The following is a 16,471-nucleotide window of genomic DNA, read 5'->3' as shown; positions in this document are numbered from 1 at the left end:
TTAAGGATAGGACGTTGGCAACAATTATTTGTTACAAAAAACATAAATAAACAGCCGCTTGTTCCCTTAAATTGTCTTCAATAATATGTATTTTTGCGCTTTAAAAAATAGCATTTAATTAAATTTTCATTTTCCCATAGCATTCATTATCAAATGAGGCCAAACCAAACACACAACACAATGCAAAACAAAACTATTTCATCTGCCTTGATTTCTGTTTTCAGTAAGGACGGATTAGAACCTATTGTAAAAGAATTAAGCCAGTTAGGCGTTACTATTTACTCCACTGGCGGTACCGAAAAATTCATAAAAGATTTAGGTGTTAACGTCATTCCTGTAGAAGATGTGACTTCTTATCCTTCTATTTTGGGCGGACGTGTCAAAACTTTGCATCCAAAAGTTTTTGGAGGCATATTAAACCGGCAAAATAACACTCAAGACGTGGCTGAATTGGCTGAGTTTTCAATCCCGCAAATTGATTTGGTAATTGTGGATTTATATCCCTTTGAAAAAACAGTGGCTTCTGACTCAAGCCATGAAGATATTATCGAAAAAATCGATATTGGAGGAATTTCCCTGATCAGAGCTGCAGCAAAAAACTATTCAGATGTGGTTTGTGTCTCTTCTGTTGACGATTACAGTGAGTTTTTGGAACTCTTGAAAAACAAAAAAGGTGAAACATCGGATGAAGATAGAAAACGTTTTGCAGCTAAGGCTTTCAATGTATCGTCGCATTATGACACTGCTATTTTCAATTATTTCAACAAAAATCACGAGGAAACTGTTTTAAAAATCAGTGAAACCAACGGCAAAGTGTTGCGATATGGAGAAAACCCACACCAAAAAGGTTTTTTCTTCGGAAATTTTGAAGCCATGTTCACTCAATTTCATGGTAAGGAATTAAGCTATAACAACCTTTTAGACGTTGATGCCGCGGTCAATTTGATGAATGAATTTAAAGCTGAGTCACCAACTTTCGCCATTTTAAAACATAATAATGCCTGCGGATTTGCACAAAGAGATACGTTGCACCAAGCCTATGTTGATGCTTTGGCAGGCGACCCTGTTTCGGCTTTTGGCGGCATCTTAATTGCAAACACAGAAATCGACAAGGCCACAGCCGAGGAAATCCACAGTTTATTCTGTGAAGTGGTCATAGCGCCAAGTTATTCCGCGGAAGCGAAAGAAATTTTAAAGGGTAAGAAAAACAGAATTCTTTTAATCCAAAAAGAGATAGAACTTCCACAAACAACGGTAAGAACTTGTTTGAACGGAGTATTGGTACAGGACAAAGACAATAAAACAGATGCCTTATCAGATTTAAGTTATACCACCAACAATAAACCTTCACAAAATGAGTTAGAAGATTTGATCTTTGCTTCCAAGATTTGCAAGCACACCAAATCCAACACTATTGTATTGGCAAAAAACAAACAATTGTTTGCGAGTGGAACCGGACAGACCAGTCGTGTGGACGCTCTTAACCAAGCCATTCATAAAGCACAGTCTTTTAATTTTGATCTGAAAGGAGCCGTTATGGCCAGTGATGCATTTTTCCCGTTTCCTGACTGTGTCGAAATTGCAAAAGATGCTGGGATTACCGCTGTAATTCAACCAGGAGGCTCTATCAAAGATGAATTGAGCATTGATTATTGCAACCAAAATAATGTGTCCATGGTATTTACCGGTACACGTCATTTTAAGCACTAAATAGAATTGAATCTAAGCAACCGATAAGCGATCCTCCAAAATGAACAAATACCGATGTAATATAACCTTTGATATTTATGAAGTTTTATTACATTTACAACATTATCAACAAACAAACTAATATCAACCTAAATAATCAACAATACGCATGGGATTTTTTGATTTCTTAACAGAAGAAATAGCCATAGATTTAGGAACCGCAAACACCTTAATTATCCACAATGATAAAGTCGTTGTAGATAGCCCTTCAATAGTTGCAAGAGACCGAATTTCAGGAAAAATAATTGCCGTTGGAAAAGAAGCCAACATGATGCAAGGTAAAACGCATGAAAACATCAAAACGATCAGACCTCTAAAAGATGGGGTTATTGCCGATTTTGATGCCTCAGAACAAATGATCAGTTTGTTCATAAAAAACATTCCCGCTTTAAAGAAAAAACTCTTCTCCCCTGCTTTACGCATGGTAGTTTGTATTCCTTCGGGAATTACTGAAGTGGAGATGCGGGCAGTAAAAGAATCCTGTGAGCGCGTTAATGGTAAAGAAGTTTATCTCATCCACGAACCAATGGCTGCGGCTATTGGTATCGGCATCGACATCATGCAACCAAAAGGGAATATGATTGTGGATATAGGTGGTGGAACTACAGAGATTGCAGTCATTGCTTTAGGTGGTATAGTTTGCGACAAATCAGTTAAAGTTGCCGGTGATGTATTTACCAACGACATTGTGTATTATATGCGTACACAACATAACTTATATGTTGGTGAACGTACTGCAGAAAAAATTAAGATACAGATTGGTGCCGCAACTGAAGATTTAGAATTACCTCCAGAAGAAATGAGCGTTCAAGGGCGTGATCTTTTAACTGGGAAGCCTAAACAGGTTCAAATTTCTTACCGAGAAATTGCAAAAGCACTGGACAAATCCATCTTGCGAATAGAAGATTCTGTGATGGAAACCTTATCTCAAACACCGCCAGAATTGGCTGCAGATATTTACAATACTGGTATTTATCTTGCAGGTGGAGGCTCTATGCTCCGAGGCTTAGACAAACGTTTGTCCCAAAAGACAGATTTGCCTGTGTATATTGCTGAAGATCCTTTAAGAGCAGTGGTTAGAGGAACGGGAATTGTATTAAAAAACCTCCCTAAATTCAAAAGTATATTGATAAAATAGTAAGTCAGAATGCAACAAATCATAAACTTTGTACTTAGGAACAAAACTTTTCTTGTGTTTTTGTTGCTTTTTGGCTTGTCTTTGTTTTTCACAATCCAATCGCATTCCTATCACAAAAGTAAATTCATAAACTCTTCGAACGTAGTTACCGGTACTGTATACAAAACAGCAAACAGTGTTGGCCAATATTTCAATTTGGCCAAGGAAAACAAAGCCCTGTTGGAAGAAAACCGGATGTTAAAATCCATAGTTCACAATTTGGATGTAGATACTATGAAACCTGCCTTCAAAGACAGTCTTAAATTGGATACACATTATAAGTTCAGGACTGCAAGTGTTTATAAGAACAGTTACTCACAATCCACTAACTATTTGACCATAAACAAAGGAAAAAAAGATAGTATCAAAGTTGATTATGGCGTGATAACCTCTCAGGGTATTGTTGGTATTGTTGAAAACACCTCTCAAAATTTTTCTTCCGTATTATCAATTTTAAACACCCGAAGCCGAATCAATGCCCAACTTAAAAAGACCAATCATATTGGATCTTTAGTATGGAATACAGAATCCCCAGAATATGCACAACTCATTGATATTTCAAAATTCGCACCCGTAGCCATCGGTGACACGATTATTACGGGAGGCCAATCGACTATTTTTCCGAAAGGTATTTTAATTGGTACGGTTAACTCGTATAAAATTGACAGTGGTGGTGACTCGTATGTTGTAAATGTCAAATTGTTTAATGACATGACCAATATTGGACATGTTTTTGTGATTGAAAATCTGCAGGCTTCTGAAATAAAATCTCTACAAAAACCAAAAGATGACTAAGGTGACCTTAAATTTAGCCGTTAGGTTTATCGTATTGGTTTTGGTTCAAGTATTAATCTTTATCCATATCAATTTTCTGGGGTACATTAATCCGTATATTTATATCCTATTTATCATTTTATTTCCGGCAAACAATAACCGAACACTATTTGTATTCTTAGCATTTTTACTCGGTTTTAGTGTGGATATTTTTTCAGATTCAGGAGGCGTCCATGCTGCTGCCTGTGTGACTTTAGCTTATATAAGACCCATTTTCCTAAAGTTTTCCTTTGGAACGGTTTATGACTACCAATCCATAAAATTCAACCAAACAGATTTTAGCAGCAAATTTACCTATTTTTCAGCCTTGACATTTATCCATCACCTGATTATGTATTCATTAGAAATATTTAACATTTCTAAAATAATTTTAATACTTCAAAAAACGTTATTCTCAGGGATTTTCACTATAATACTTTGTTTGATTATCACAATACTTTTTAGCCAAAAACGTAAATGAGAAAACTGCTACTCCTTTCAATTATAACTGTTGTAGGTTTGGTTTTTATTGCACGCTTATTTTACCTACAAGTGTACAATGAAGATCCTTACAGTCTACTTGATGATAATGCCATCAGAAAGGTACGCGACTATCCAAAACGAGGATACATCTATGACAGAAATGGCAAATTACTGGTGGCCAACCAACCGTCCTATGATGTGATGTTCATTCCGCGGGAAGTGAAATCCTTAGACACATTAGAGTTTTGTAATCTTTTGAAGATTACCAAGGAAGATTTTATCAATTTTTATAATAAGGCATACCGCTATTCGCCTCGATTACCTTCTGTTTTTATTCCTCAACTTTCGAGAATGGAATATGCTGTTCTACAAGAAAAAATCAGGAAATACGAAGGGTTTTATATTCAAAAACGATCGTTAAGAGATTATCAAACAACTATTGGCGCTAACGTTTTGGGAGATATTGGAGAAGTCAACAATTATATTATTGAAAACGACCCTTACTACAAAAGTGGTGATTTAATTGGTAAACAAGGTGTCGAATTATCTTATGAGGAAGAGTTACGAGGTGTAAAAGGAATAAAATTTATCCAAAAAGACCGATTCAATAGAGATATTGGCGCCTATAAAGATGGTATTTATGATACTTTGCCCGAACCCGGAAAGGATATTACGATCACTATCGATTCTAAACTTCAGGAATATGGTGAGCTTTTAATGCGACATAAACATGGTGGCATCATTGCTATAGAACCGAGTTCAGGTGAAATCCTCGCTATGGTTTCTGCCCCTTCCTACAATCCAAATTTATTGGTTGGCAGACAGCGTTCTCGAAATTTCACTAAACTTTACAACGATACCATTGCAAAACCATTATTTGATAGAAGTCTAAAAGCACAATATCCTCCAGGGTCACCATTTAAGGTGATAAGCGCCTTGATAGGCCTCCAAGAGAAAGTTGTGACGACTCAGGATCAATTCTCATGTAGGCATGGCTATTATTTAGGTAGCCGACGATTGACAGGCTGCCATAGCCATGTTAGTCCACTTTCTATGAACCAAGGTATTGCACAGTCTTGTAATGCTTATTTTGTGAATGTCTACAGACGAATTATCGATAAGTATGATAAACCGGCTGAAGGGATGGATGTTTGGAGCAACCACGTCAAAAGTTTTGGACTTGGTGACTATTTAGGATATGATCTTAAGATTGGAAACAAAGGTCGTGTACCGGACGGCGCATTCTATGATAAATGGTATGGTAAAAACCGCTGGTCTTCTACCTATAATATTTCTAATTCCATTGGACAAGGTGAGGTGGAGACTACGCCTATCCAATTGGCTAATATGGTGGCCGCCATTAGCAATAGAGGTTTTTATTATACACCGCACATCATTAAAAACATTGAAGGAGCTGAAATAGACGAAAAATACACCACCCCCAATTATACCACCATTGATAAGGAGCATTTTGAACCCGTGGTGCAGGGCATGTTTGATGTTTATAACGGCGGAACGGCTTACAGCCTTCGCGTGCCTGGGATTGATATCTGTGGTAAAACAGGGACGGCCGAAAACTTTATGAGAATAGATGGTAAGCGTACACAATTGACAGATCACTCTATTTTTGTGGCTTTTGCTCCGAAGGACAACCCGAAAATTGCGATTGCTGTTTTTGTTGAAAATGGCTATTGGGGCAGTCGCTTTGCAGGTCGTATTGCAAGTTTAATGATTGAAAAATATATTAGAGGAGAAATCACAATGACCGCTATGGAAAATTGGATTCTCACACACAGCTTGGAGAACGAATATGCAAAACCATATTCAGGAAAAGAATTTGGCATCAACAGGCAATCTGCATTGCAAGTTATTGAAAAAATAACCAGAGACACCATTGTAAACCCTGAGAGCACACGGACATCATCGTTTAATTTACAATAAATGCAAAGAGATTTTAGAGGATTAAACTTTGACTGGATCACCATTGCATTATTCTTATTGCTGGTGGGTTTTGGGTGGCTTAACATTATGTCAGCCTCTCACACCGGGGAGATTGTGAGCTATTTTGACATGAACCATCCTTACGGAAAGCAATCCGTGTTTATTATTTTCACATTTGTATTAATCATTCTAATTCTCGCCTTAGACGCTAAGTTTTACGAACGTTTTACCAGTGTTATCTATTTTTTATCTATTGTCTCTTTATTGGGTTTGTTTCTTTTCGGGAAAAATGTCAATGGTGCCCTAGGTTGGTATGGTATAGGCGGAATGACATTACAACCGAGTGAATTCGCAAAATTTGCAACCTCGTTAGCCGTGGCAAAATATATCAGCGACCTTCAAACCAATATGAAAACGTTTAAAGATCAGGTTAAGGCGGCGGGTATCATTGTACTTCCTGCAATTATAATCGTGTTGCAAAACGATACAGGGAGCGCCCTCGTTTATGTTGCTTTCTTTTTTGTTTTTTATAGAGAGGGATTGCAGCAAATATACCTTGTCGTTGCCGTTTTTCTTGTTTTATTGGCCGTATTGGCACTTAAATTTAATGTCGTTGTTGCTGTACTTGTAGCTGGGCTATTAATTTTCGGACATCACTTTTTTGGACAGAAGAAAAGACCACAAATCATACAGCCTATCGCCATTCTTTTAGTCTGTATGGCCGTATCCTTTGGCATCAAATATTTTTATAATAATATCTTGCAGTTTCACCAAAAAGACAGAATTAGCTTATGGTTGCGCTTGGAAAACGACCCCCAAAAGCTTCATGAATTGAAACAAACTATTCTATATAATCTGCACGAATCTGAAAAAGCAATCAGTTCTGGAGGATTGACAGGAAAAGGCTTCATGCAAGGTACGAGAACTACTGGTAAGTTTGTACCTGAACAGCATACCGATTATATCTTTAGTACCGTTGGAGAAGAATGGGGATTTCTGGGAAGCGCTCTCGTTGTACTTCTTTTTGTGGCGCTGCTGCTTCGAATATTATATTTAGCCGAATTACAAAAATCCCAGTTCAGCAGAGTTTATGGGTATTGCGTAGCCTCTATCCTGTTTTTCCATTTCTTGATTAATATTGGCATGGTGATGGGCTTGATCCCAACCATAGGGATACCACTTCCGTTCTTCAGTTATGGTGGTTCTGCACTTTGGGCATTTACTATTTTACTGTTTATTTTTGTAAAATTAGACTCGAATAGGATTAATGAATGGTAGACTACTGCAATTCTAAGTTTTAAATTCAAAGTTCAAAACTACACAGCCCAAAATCAAAGTACCAAATTCCAAATCATAAAATCCACAAGTTATTACACGGAGATTCACAGAGATGAGAGTTTCACAGAGAGTTTTTGAAAACAATCTTAGATATTTCGTTTTAAAGAAACTTCAGGTATAGAAAACTAAATATCCATGACTACCCACTAATCTCTACCGACTAATCACTGATAAGCTGTTACAAAGAGTTTCACAAAAGAGCACAAAGTTTCGCAGAGCATTAGTTTATAGCTTTCAGATCTTATCTAATAAATAAGGTAGCGCAAGCTAACAGTCCAAATCATTATGATTATTACTAACTTAAAGCGTAAACTCTGAATGAACAATTCATGCTAATTAGTACAACCCGCCTGAAAGGACTGGCAGGTTCGTATCTAAAAGAAGGATCTGCCAATTCACATCTACTTCAAATTCGCCAAACTCGATTTAATCGTCTCTATTTTAGCCAAAGCGTCTCCTTCCTTATTGCGTTCGTTTTGCAAAACCTGTGCAGGTGCGTTGTTAACGAAACGCTCATTGGATAGTTTAGTTTGTACGGATTTTAGAAAACCCTCGGTATATTTTAATTCGTCATTTAATTTTTTAATTTCTTCTTCCACGTTAATGGCTCCGGAAATAGGAATAAAATACTCGTTGGAATGTACTCTAAAACTTAAGGCGCCATCAACGGCATCTGCAACTGATTCCATTTTAGAAATATTTCCCATCTTTTCAATAACGGAGTTATATCGTTCTGATAATTTCTCATTATTGATGACTGATAGCTCAATACTATCCTTAAACGAAATGTTTTTGTTTTTTCTAATGGTTCTAATTCCTGAAACCACCTCTTTGACCATTTCAAAATCTGAAATTAATTGAGTATCAAAAGATTCAAGTTTTGGGTATTCTGCAACGATCAGAGCTCCTTCAGCACTTCGCTCTGCAATGAAATGCCAGATTTCTTCGGTCAAAAATGGCATAAAAGGGTGTAATATCTTTAAATTCGATTCAAAGATGTCAATCACACTTTTAAATGTTTTCGAATCGATAGGCTGTTGATATTCTGGTTTGATCATTTCCAAGAGCCATGAGCAGAAATCATCCCAAATCAGCTTGTATATGCCCATTAAAGCATCAGACAGGCGATACTTGCTATAATGATCTTCTATTTCGACCAAGGCTTGTTGAAACTTCGATTGATACCACTCTATTGCAATTTTAGAGGCCTCGGGTTGTTCTATTTCGGCGACTTCCCAACCTGTGACCAACCTGAAGGCATTCCATATTTTATTGGCAAAACCTTTTCCTTGGTTGCACAATTCTTCATCAAACATCAAATCATTTCCAGCAGCGGAGCTCAACAACAATCCAACGCGCACGCCATCCGCACCATAATCGTCAATCAATTGTAGAGCATCGGGAGAGTTCCCTAAGGACTTACTCATTTTTCGACGTTGTTTATCCCGCACTAATCCTGTGAGATAGACATTTTCAAAAGGTTTTTGATCTCTGTATTCGTAGCCTGCAACAATCATACGTGCTACCCAAAAAAACAGGATATCCGGACCTGTCACCAAATCATTGGTTGGATAATAATATTCAATTTCAGGGTTATTCGGATTCCGAATTCCATCAAAAACACTTATAGGCCATAACCAAGATGAAAACCAAGTGTCTAAAGCGTCTTTATCTTGAGTTAAATCTGCTATTGTGAGTTGAGAATTATTCGATTTTTGTTGGGCCAACTTCAGGGCTTCCTCGCGACTTTCAGCCACTACAAAATCGTCTTTTCCGTCGCCATAGAAATAGGCAGGGATTTGTTGTCCCCAAAGTAACTGACGCGAAATATTCCAATCGCGGATATTTTCCATCCAATGGCGGTACGTATTATTAAAACGTTTTGGGAACAACTTCACTTCCTCATCTTCCAAGACCGCTTTAATAGCTGGTTTTGCAAGTTCTTCCATTTTCAAAAACCATTGATCAGAAAGTCTCGGTTCTATCACTGCTTTGGTGCGTTCACTTGTCCCAACCTTATGTGTAATATCTTCAGTTTTATCTAGAATTCCCAAATCCTTCAGTTCTTGGGTCACATCTTTTCTTGCTACTTCCCTATCTTTCCCTTGATGATGAAGACCAAAACTATTTAAAGTCGCATCATCATTAAGGATATCGACCACTTGTAATTGATGTCTGTCCCCAATTTCCTTATCATTGACATCATGTGCAGGAGTGATTTTCAAACAGCCCGTACCAAATTCCATATCAACATAATCATCAGCAATTATCGGTACGATTCTATTACATATTGGCACAATAACGTTTTTGCCGATAAGGTGCTGAAAGCGTTCATCCTTAGAATTTACGCAGACGGCAGTATCACCCAAAATAGTTTCAGGACGTGTGGTGGCAATGGTTACAAAATCATCTTGGTTTTCAATTTGATACTTTACATAGTACAATTTGTCAGTGCGTTCTACATGGATCACTTCTTCATCAGACAACGTAGTTTTAGCTTCTGGATCCCAATTGACCATCCGATAACCGCGATAAATTAAGCCTTTGTTGTAAAGATCCACAAAAACTTTAATGACGGACTCACTCATCTCATCATCCATGGTAAACTTCGTTCGATCCCAATCGCAGGAACAACCCAATTTCTTTAACTGCTCCAAGATGACCCCACCATATTCATGGGTCCAATCCCACGCGTGGCTTAAGAATTCTTCCCTGGTTAATTTATTCTTATCGATGCCTTGTTCTTTCAACTTAGCCACAACTTTAGCTTCAGTAGCAATTGACGCATGATCGGTACCCGGAACCCAACAGGCGTTTTTACCCTGTAAACGAGCGCGACGAATGAGCACATCTTGAATGGTATTGTTCAACATATGTCCCATGTGCAAAACCCCAGTAACGTTGGGAGGTGGAATGACAATGGTATAGGGCTCTCGCCCATCAGGAATGGACTTGAAATACTTGTGTTCCATCCAATAGGAATACCACTTATCTTCTACATTGTTAGCGGAATATTTTGCTGGGATCTGCATACTTTGGTACTGTTTTTGTATCATAACAGGCAAAGTTACTTATAATTCTGTTTTTGTGAAATTATAAAATCAAATATTAACCCAAATAAAGACTTCTATTTAAACAGTTTTTTACCGTTCAACTAATATATTTTGTGAAATGGTGGAAAGTAAGTAATTTTGACCCTATCAATTTTAAAAAATTAAAATGATGAAAAATTTAATAGCAATTTTATTTGTAGGAATGTTAAGCATTTCTGCTTTTGCGCAAGACAAAGTAGCCAAGATCGAATTTAAGACTGACGTCATTGATTACGGTACCATTGAGAAAGGCGCGGACGGCGTTCGTGTTTTTGAATTTACAAACACGGGTAATGCCCCATTAATTATTACTAGAGTAACCTCAACTTGTGGATGTACAGTACCAAAGCGACCTGAGGGACCAATCCTACCAGGACAAACAGGCGAAATACAAGTGAAATATGATACCCAACGTGTCAACCCTATTAGAAAGACCATTACGGTCTTATCAAATGCGGACACACCTACTGTTGCCCTTAAAATTAAAGGCGAGGTTGTTGACCCAAGTAAAACAAGTGTTTTAGATAAAAGAGAGAGAAGCATAATGGAACAATAGTTTCTCCGCTTTTTACAGTTTAAAAGCTCTCATTTTTTGAGGGCTTTTTTTTACAATAAACTTTTCAATTTAAATTGAAAACTCATAATCACACCATCCCTCTCAATTTTAAGCCTTATGAGTTTTCCATCTTGAGCCCTAAAAAACGTATTGACCTCTTGAAGTTTTAAGTTATGGACTTCCTTATTATTAATTTTAAGAATAATATCTCCGAACATCAAACCTGCTCTTTCTGCGGGTGAATCGAGTCTCAGTTCTACAATTCTAAAAGCCGGTTTTAGAGTATATTTATAAGCTTCGATAACTGAAAGCCTGGACAGCTCTTCATTTGACTGATCATTTTTATATGGAGAACCCTGATCTCTTTCCTTAACGATCCTAACGCCATCCTGTTCCAAGACGATGCCGCTTTTATTATATTCAAAGGAATCATTAAAATGTTTGTTCTTTTTAAAAGTAACTTTTGAACCCTCATAATCCATAATGATGTTAAAACGTTTCATTAATTCCCCACCCATACTACCGCTCCGGGCCTTAAACTTTCTAGCAAAACTAACTGCTGCAGAATCAGGATAGGCAACGTTCAAATCGTTGATATGGAAATCATTTATGGAAAACCGCTTTAATTTTGCTCGTTTTCCATGTACACTTCCACTTAATCCTTTACCTAAAAAATCGATAAAGAAGTTATCATCTTCCGGGACCAATCCCAATGAATCATTTTCAAACAACCACAAAGCATCACTTCCTCCCGAGTCCATCAATAATTTTACAGGAATACTTTCTCCTTTCACTTCAATTATGGCATCAATAAATGGCTTGTTGTTATACAAAGTCAGTTTTAAAGTTTCACAACTTCTACATGTCTTATATCTATAAGTTTGAGGATTATTCAACCGAATAAACTTTGAACCATAATTTATTTCCACAATAAAATCCTTAAATATGTCATAGCCAATAATTCCATGGACAGGAATGCCCAATCTAGGTGTGAAATTTATAGTCTCATCAGAAATTATAAACACATCCTGATTGACATTTATAGCGTCGCCAATTTTAAAAACATTTTTTCTTGATTTTAAAGCTTCAGTGGACTCTCCATCTCCCAAGCCCCTTAAATAAATACTTTCTATGTTCTTGAACTTCAACGAATCTGAAGAATTTATAATATTGAACAAAATTGGTTTACTAACTCCTGAATCTAAAATAAAAGAAAACTTCCCTCCGTTTATTTCCACAGGAATAATAATAAGATTGTCAATATGTTGAAATTTAATCTTTGTACGTTCCGTTTGAACCAAATGAAAACCACTCTGCGAAAACGACGGTCCGCAAATGAACATAATGCAAAAAAAAGTAAAAAATCTCCTAATCATCCTAAACGAAGCTAGAGTAATAACAATTTACAAATCTTTAAGTCTACTTTCCTTTTTTTTAGATGACGATTTTCAAAAATCTTTGAGATAATTTTCAGAACTTTACCCTCTTAAACATTAAGCTCATGCCAAAAATTTCAAAAAAGGGACAGATGATGCCATCATCTCCAATTAGAAAGTTAGTTCCGTACGCGGAACAAGCCTACAAAGAAGGAAAAACCGTCTATCATTTAAACATTGGACAACCTGACATCAAAACTCCAGAAATTGCTCTAGATGCCGTTAGAGTACATTCTTTGGATATTTTAGCATATACGCGATCTGAAGGTTCTGAAGGGTATAGAAAAAAAATAGCGCAATACTACGCCAAAAACAATATCAATGTTGACCATAGTGATATTATTGTCACCACGGGCGGCAGTGAAGCTTTATTGTTCGCATTTGGAAGTGTAATGGATTCTGATGATGAAATTATAATCCCGGAACCATTTTACGCGAATTATAACGGTTTTTCCACAGCTTCTGATATTAAAGTGGTTCCGGTCATTTCAAAAATTGACGATAATTTTGCTTTGCCGGCCATTGAAGAATTTGAAAAACTGATTACAGATAAAACGAAAGCGATTTTAATTTGTAACCCAGGAAATCCCACTGGATACCTTTATTCCAAGGAAGAAATCAGACAACTGGCTGCTGTTGTAAAGAAACACGACCTATTCTTGATAGCGGATGAAGTTTATAGAGAATTTGTATATGATGGCAATGAGTTTTATTCCATTATGCAAGAAGAAGGACTCGAAGACCATGCTATAATTATCGACTCAGTGTCAAAACGCTATAGTATGTGTGGTGCACGAATTGGTTATTTGGTCTCTAAAAACAAGGAAGTTATCTCAACCGCTTTAAAATTCGCACAGGCACGATTGAGTCCTCCTACATTGGCACAAATTGCTAGTGAGGCTGCATTGGATACGCCCCAAAGTTATTTTGATGACGTAATTAAAGAGTATGGAAAAAGGAGAAATATCCTCATCAGGGAATTGAAAAAAATTGATGGTCTGAAGATTGCTGAGCCAAAAGGTGCGTTCTATTGCATTGTGGAATTACCAGTTAAAAGTGCTGACCATTTTGCACAATGGTTATTGGAAAGCTACGACTACAATAAGGAAACAGTCATGGTAGCTCCGGCCGCAGGTTTTTATTCGACTCCAAATGTCGGATTAAATCAAATTAGAATAGCCTATGTACTTAATGAAGAAAGCTTGATCAGAGCCGTTTATATTTTAAAAGAAGCCTTAAAAGTTTACCCAAATTAGTGCATATTCAAGAAAATATATCATTAAAGCCTTATAATACTTTTGGGCTGGAGGCCCGTGCAAGATATTTTGTGAAGGTTGAAACTATCCAAGACTTAAAAGAGGCCTTAAGTTTGGATGCCTATCCCGAAAAATTTATTCTGGGTGGCGGCAGTAATATGCTGCTCACAAAAGATTTGGATTGTTTAGTAATTCATTTGGTTCTTAAAGGCATCGAAATTACTGACCAAGACGAAGACGTAGTCTTTGTCAAGGCCTATGCTGGTGAAAATTGGCATCAGTTTGTTTTATGGTGTTTGGAACATAACTTTGGAGGTATAGAAAATTTGTCGCTAATTCCAGGTAATGTTGGGACTGCTCCCATTCAAAATATTGGTGCTTATGGAGTAGAACTAAAAGATGTTTTCGAATCTTGTGATGCGCTGAATATAAAAACTAAAGTGATTGAAACGTTTACGAAAGACGCATGTCAATTTGGATATCGGGAATCCGTGTTTAAACAAGACAAAAAGCACCACTATGTTATCGTAAGCACCACTTTGAGATTGAGCAAGCATCAGCATCAATTGCATACAGAATACGGTGCTATAACTAAAGAATTAGAAACCATGGGCGTGATAGACCCGACGATTCAGGACATTTCGAAAGCGGTGATCTCAATCAGGGAAAGCAAACTTCCTAATCCTAAAGAGATTGGCAATAGTGGCAGTTTTTTTAAAAATCCCGTAATTTCTAACATTCTCTTCGAAGAACTTAAAATCAACTTTCCTGATATACCAAGTTATATTGTATCTCCAAATGAAGTGAAAGTACCCGCAGGCTGGCTGATTGAAAAATCAGGCTTCAAAGGCAAGACCTTTAACAATTACGGTGTACATAAAAAACAAGCCTTGGTATTGGTCAATTATGGAAATGCCAAAGGGTCGGATATACTTGGTTTAGCGAAACTAATTCAAAAAACTATAAAGCAGATTTTTGGAATTACCATAGAAACTGAAGTAAATATTATATAAAAAGGCTCCAACAAATATGAAGGAGCCTTGAAGTAATTACTGCAGTGTCAAATGAAAAAGCTATTAATCAATTTTCTTAAAAAGAAGAAATTTCGACACTACCGATATAAAAGCAATATTTTAATAATAAAGTAGTTTATTTGTAATTTCACTATCTTAATATGATATACGTCCAAAAAACATATTTGGACTTTTTAAACCTTACATTAAATTAAATTTTAACTTTTTGAGCTATTCATTAGAAGAACATATAGTCCAACTTCTTGAAAAAGGAGACAAAGCTGCCATAAATTTGCTTTATGAAAATTATTCTGATAGCCTCTATGGCGTTATTTTAAAAATAACCAGGAACGAAGAACTCGCGCAGGACGCCTTGCAGGAAAGTTTTGTGAAGATCTGGAAAAACTCGAAAAAATACGATTCAAAAAAAGCAAAACTTTTTACTTGGCTCTATAGAATTGCACGCAATACTGCCATTGATAAACTTAGAAGTTTCAATAATCGTTTTAATAAAGAAGTCCAAATTGACAAATCAGACGTATATATTCTACCAACCTCAAGTTTAAATCAAGATGTCATCGATTTAAAAGAGCACGTTGCCAAACTAGAAGAGAAGTATCAAATCGTTTTAAATGCCTTATTTTTTGAAGGCATGACACAACAAGAAGCTAGTGACGAATTAGACATTCCTTTAGGTACTATAAAATCTAGGTTGAAAATTGGTTTGAGAGATTTACGAAAACTCTTCAACTAAAGTATAGTATAAAGCATATAAAAAATGGAAAAAAATTTACAAATTTTTATGGATTCGGGCCTATTGGATAGCTATATCTTAGGCACCACAACTCCTAATGAAAATTTAGAAGTTGAAAGCTACATTGCTGAATTTCCTGAAGTAAAAGCTGAGTATGAGAGACTTCAAGATAATTTAGAAATTCTAGCGAAAGCTAATGCGGTAGAAGCTCCAAAATATATTTTGAATGCCGTTATTAAAGATATTACTGAGGATGCACCTGTCATACAAATGCACTCATCTCCTACTCATAGACGAACGCCATGGTTTAGCATTGCAGCAAGTATCGCTGCCTTTATTTTTGCTGGTACGGCATTTTTACTTTACGAACAAAATGTATCACTAAGTCATGAAAACCAAGTGGTTGTAGAAGAGATTTTTGATCTTAGAAGTGATATAGAGGACAACAATAAGAGACTTGAGAACGTAATGCTTCAGTTTATGAAATTAAACAACCCAGAAACTGAAAAGTATGTTTTAAGAGGAAATGCAAGAGCTAAAGACCTTAAGACAGTGGCATATATAAATGCAGTCGATAAAACATCTATGATTGATGTCGTCTCACTACCTAAACTTCCTGAAAATCAGACCTATCAAATTTGGGCCGAATTACAAGACAGGATGGTAAATCTTGGTATTTTAGATGAGTCAGAGCGCAATTTAAAGACCATACCTTATATGGAGGACGCACTTGGTTTGAGTATTACAATTGAACAAAAAGTAGGCTCTAAAATCAACAAGGCACATGCTGAGAACTCAGTAGCGGAAATCACACTGAAGAACAATTAACTTTATAGATAGGTTACAACGGAAATAACCTGATG

At 36.5% G+C, this 16,471-nt stretch carries 13 protein-coding genes; 11 read left to right on the top strand and 2 right to left on the bottom strand.

What is annotated here, in order from left to right; translation table 11 throughout:
* Positions 1 to 180: 180 nt before the first annotated feature.
* From purH to rodA, 6 genes are all read left to right on the top strand, one after another.
* Positions 181 to 1,710 carry a bifunctional phosphoribosylaminoimidazolecarboxamide formyltransferase/IMP cyclohydrolase gene (purH, locus tag J4051_RS14870; protein WP_208234671.1) on the top strand — a complete coding sequence of 510 codons (1,530 nt, stop codon included), beginning with the start codon at positions 181 to 183 and terminating at the stop codon, positions 1,708 to 1,710.
* 148 nt (positions 1,711 to 1,858) lie between these two features.
* Complete coding sequence (locus J4051_RS14865; protein WP_163517934.1) at positions 1,859 to 2,887, top strand: rod shape-determining protein; 1,029 nt, start codon at positions 1,859 to 1,861, stop codon at positions 2,885 to 2,887.
* A 9-nt stretch (positions 2,888 to 2,896) separates the two neighbouring features.
* On the top strand, positions 2,897 to 3,721 hold the full coding sequence (gene mreC, locus J4051_RS14860; protein WP_208234670.1) for a rod shape-determining protein MreC: 825 nt from the start codon (positions 2,897 to 2,899) through the stop codon (positions 3,719 to 3,721).
* Positions 3,714 to 4,220, top strand: a complete 507-nt coding sequence (locus tag J4051_RS14855; protein WP_208234669.1) for a rod shape-determining protein MreD — start codon at positions 3,714 to 3,716, stop codon at positions 4,218 to 4,220. The genes mreC and J4051_RS14855 overlap by 8 nt, the downstream gene beginning before the upstream one ends.
* Positions 4,217 to 6,163 (top strand): penicillin-binding protein 2, encoded by a 1,947-nt coding sequence (mrdA, locus tag J4051_RS14850; RefSeq protein ID WP_208234668.1) that lies wholly within the window; start codon positions 4,217 to 4,219, stop codon positions 6,161 to 6,163. Before J4051_RS14855 ends, mrdA begins: the two co-directional genes overlap by 4 nt.
* On the top strand, positions 6,164 to 7,441 hold the full coding sequence (gene rodA, locus J4051_RS14845) for a rod shape-determining protein RodA (protein ID WP_208234667.1): 1,278 nt from the start codon (positions 6,164 to 6,166) through the stop codon (positions 7,439 to 7,441). It begins immediately after the preceding gene.
* 461 nt (positions 7,442 to 7,902) lie between these two features.
* Here the strand turns inward: rodA and J4051_RS14840 are convergent, their stop codons facing one another.
* Positions 7,903 to 10,533, bottom strand: coding sequence for a valine--tRNA ligase (locus J4051_RS14840; RefSeq protein WP_208234703.1), 2,631 nt, complete (start codon positions 10,531 to 10,533; stop codon positions 7,903 to 7,905).
* Between the two features lie 190 nt (positions 10,534 to 10,723).
* Here J4051_RS14840 and J4051_RS14835 point away from each other — a divergent pair, with 190 nt between their 5' ends.
* Positions 10,724 to 11,149, top strand: coding sequence for a DUF1573 domain-containing protein (locus tag J4051_RS14835; RefSeq protein WP_208234666.1), 426 nt, complete (start codon positions 10,724 to 10,726; stop codon positions 11,147 to 11,149).
* 50 nt (positions 11,150 to 11,199) lie between these two features.
* On the opposite strand, the gene J4051_RS14830 is transcribed toward J4051_RS14835, so the two are convergent.
* Positions 11,200 to 12,492, bottom strand: a complete 1,293-nt coding sequence (locus tag J4051_RS14830) for a PDZ domain-containing protein (protein WP_236027485.1) — start codon at positions 12,490 to 12,492, stop codon at positions 11,200 to 11,202.
* A 158-nt stretch (positions 12,493 to 12,650) separates the two neighbouring features.
* Here J4051_RS14830 and J4051_RS14825 point away from each other — a divergent pair, with 158 nt between their 5' ends.
* The 4 genes from J4051_RS14825 (at position 12,651) to J4051_RS14810 (ending at position 16,436) form a co-directional block, all read left to right on the top strand.
* Entirely contained in the window at positions 12,651 to 13,841 is a 1,191-nt protein-coding gene (locus J4051_RS14825) for a pyridoxal phosphate-dependent aminotransferase (RefSeq protein WP_208234664.1), read from the top strand.
* On the top strand, positions 13,841 to 14,854 hold the full coding sequence (gene murB / locus J4051_RS14820; RefSeq protein ID WP_208234663.1) for a UDP-N-acetylmuramate dehydrogenase: 1,014 nt from the start codon (positions 13,841 to 13,843) through the stop codon (positions 14,852 to 14,854). The genes J4051_RS14825 and murB overlap by 1 nt, the downstream gene beginning before the upstream one ends.
* A gap of 226 nt (positions 14,855 to 15,080) precedes the next feature.
* On the top strand, positions 15,081 to 15,608 hold the full coding sequence (locus tag J4051_RS14815) for an RNA polymerase sigma factor (RefSeq protein WP_208234662.1): 528 nt from the start codon (positions 15,081 to 15,083) through the stop codon (positions 15,606 to 15,608).
* A 24-nt stretch (positions 15,609 to 15,632) separates the two neighbouring features.
* Positions 15,633 to 16,436, top strand: coding sequence for an anti-sigma factor (locus J4051_RS14810; RefSeq protein ID WP_208234661.1), 804 nt, complete (start codon positions 15,633 to 15,635; stop codon positions 16,434 to 16,436).
* Positions 16,437 to 16,471: the final 35 nt, after the last annotated feature.

This window comes from Gelidibacter pelagius (genome assembly GCF_017581925.1).
Taxonomy (GTDB): Bacteria; Bacteroidota; Bacteroidia; order Flavobacteriales; family Flavobacteriaceae; genus Gelidibacter; species Gelidibacter pelagius.
Note: the sequence above shows the minus strand (reverse complement) of the source record. Positions and strands in the feature narration are given on the sequence as shown.

Excerpts from the sequence above, each read along its gene's own strand:
- J4051_RS14830 (WP_236027485.1), bottom strand. The coding sequence starts at position 12,492 with ATGTTCATTTGCGGACCGTCGTTTTCGCAGAGTGGTTTTCATTTGGTT.
- J4051_RS14810 (WP_208234661.1), top strand. The coding sequence starts at position 15,633 with ATGGAAAAAAATTTACAAATTTTTATGGATTCGGGCCTATTGGATAGC.
- J4051_RS14825 (WP_208234664.1), top strand. The coding sequence starts at position 12,651 with ATGCCAAAAATTTCAAAAAAGGGACAGATGATGCCATCATCTCCAATT.
- J4051_RS14835 (WP_208234666.1), top strand. The coding sequence starts at position 10,724 with ATGAAAAATTTAATAGCAATTTTATTTGTAGGAATGTTAAGCATTTCT.
- J4051_RS14855 (WP_208234669.1), top strand. The coding sequence starts at position 3,714 with ATGACTAAGGTGACCTTAAATTTAGCCGTTAGGTTTATCGTATTGGTT.
- purH (WP_208234671.1), top strand. The coding sequence starts at position 181 with ATGCAAAACAAAACTATTTCATCTGCCTTGATTTCTGTTTTCAGTAAG.
- mrdA (WP_208234668.1), top strand. The coding sequence starts at position 4,217 with ATGAGAAAACTGCTACTCCTTTCAATTATAACTGTTGTAGGTTTGGTT.
- J4051_RS14865 (WP_163517934.1), top strand. The coding sequence starts at position 1,859 with ATGGGATTTTTTGATTTCTTAACAGAAGAAATAGCCATAGATTTAGGA.
- J4051_RS14840 (WP_208234703.1), bottom strand. The coding sequence starts at position 10,533 with ATGCAGATCCCAGCAAAATATTCCGCTAACAATGTAGAAGATAAGTGG.
- rodA (WP_208234667.1), top strand. The coding sequence starts at position 6,164 with ATGCAAAGAGATTTTAGAGGATTAAACTTTGACTGGATCACCATTGCA.
- mreC (WP_208234670.1), top strand. The coding sequence starts at position 2,897 with ATGCAACAAATCATAAACTTTGTACTTAGGAACAAAACTTTTCTTGTG.